1 protein-coding gene is annotated in these 1585 nt (G+C 64.1%); it reads left to right on the forward strand.

The genetic code is table 11. From position 1 onward, the window contains the following. Positions 1 to 169: 169 nt before the first annotated feature. A partial coding sequence (locus tag AB1E34_RS19920) for an Ig-like domain-containing protein (RefSeq protein WP_372574068.1) occupies positions 170 to 1585 on the forward strand: 1416 nt, incomplete at its 3' end.

A 1585-nucleotide genomic window follows, 5' to 3' on the forward strand; every position in this document is an offset into this window, starting at 1 on the left:
ACTGCGGCCACTCGTCCCGCTGGACCTGTTTCGGCGACCGCGGCAGCCCCAACTAGAGCTCGTCGCACAGTCACGGTTGGCACCACTTCGCGTGCTTTAGCCAGTCGCACACTTTGTCCAGGTCGCCCTGCTCACCGGCGTCAAAAACCTCGCCGGTACCGAAGCCAGCATGGAAGCAAACGGACGGCTGCTGACGGCCAGCGCCAATGCGGCGCCGGATGCGGTGGATGACACGGCGAATGTGGACGAGGACCAAAGCGTCACCATCGACGTGCTGGCCAATGACAGCGACAGCGATGGCGGCGTGCTGTCGATCCAGTCGGTGGGCCAGGGCCAGTTCGGCACGGTGGTGATCGATGGCGATCAGCTGACCTACACGCCGGATGCGGATGCCAGCGGCGATGACAGTTTCAGCTACACGGTCTCGGACGGCCAGGGCGGCACGGCGGTGGCCACGGTCACCGTCACGGTGGCGCCGACGCCGGATGCGCCGGTGGCGCAGGATGACGCGACCAGCGGCGAGCAGGACGGCCCGATCCAGATCGACGTGCTGGCCAATGACAGCGACGCCGATGGTGATGCGCTGAGCATCGATATCTCGGGCTCGACGCCTGCAAACGGGTCGGTCTCGGTCTCGAACGGGCAGATCGTCTATACGCCCGATCCCGGCTTTGTCGGCGAGGACAGCTTTACTTATGCGGCCTCGGACGGCACCGCCAGCAACACCGCCACCGTGACGGTGACGGTCTATGAGACCAACGCCGCGCCGGTGGCCGCCCCCGATGCCGCCACCACAAACGAAGACCAGGCGGTGGCGATCGACCTGCTGGCCAATGACAGCGACGCCAATGGCGATGCGCTGAGCGTGACCGCGCTGACCAGCGCTTTCGACGATCCCGGCACCGCTGGCGTAGTCGAGACCGAGCATGGCTCGGTGACCCTGGCAAACGGGATTGCGACCTATACGCCGGATGCGGATTTCAACGGGGTGGACAGCTTCGGCTACACGCTCAGCGACACCAAGGAGAGCTCGGCGGGCACGGTCTCGGTGACGGTGGACGCGGTCAATGACGCGCCGGATGCCCAGGATGACACGGCAACCACCGATCCCGATGTGGCGGTCTCGATCGATGTGCTGGCCAATGACAGTGACGCCGATGGCGACGCGCTGAGCATCGATATCTCGGGCTCGGCCCCGGCCAATGGCTCGGTCTCGCTGGTCAATGGCGAGATCCTCTATACGCCGGATCCGGGCTATATCGGCTCCGACAGTTTCAGCTATGCGGTCAGCGACGGCACCGAGAGCCGGACCGCCACGGTGTCGGTGACGGTGGGCTCGCTCTACGATCCCATTGATCCTGCGGCTGTTTTGTTGACGGATGGCAATGATGACAATCTTGCGCTGATCAGTGGCGGGACGGATATCTTTGACGGTCTGGCGGGCGATGACACGCTTTATGGCGGTGATGGCGGCGATCTGCTCTATGGCAATATCGGCAATGACGTGCTGTACGGCAATGACAATGGCGACAGCCTTTATGGCGGCTCGGGCGATGATGTGCTGGATGGCGGCAAGAACAACGAC

The sequence above is a fragment of the Ruegeria jejuensis genome (genome assembly GCF_041537905.1).
Taxonomy (GTDB): Bacteria; Pseudomonadota; Alphaproteobacteria; order Rhodobacterales; family Rhodobacteraceae; genus Ruegeria_C.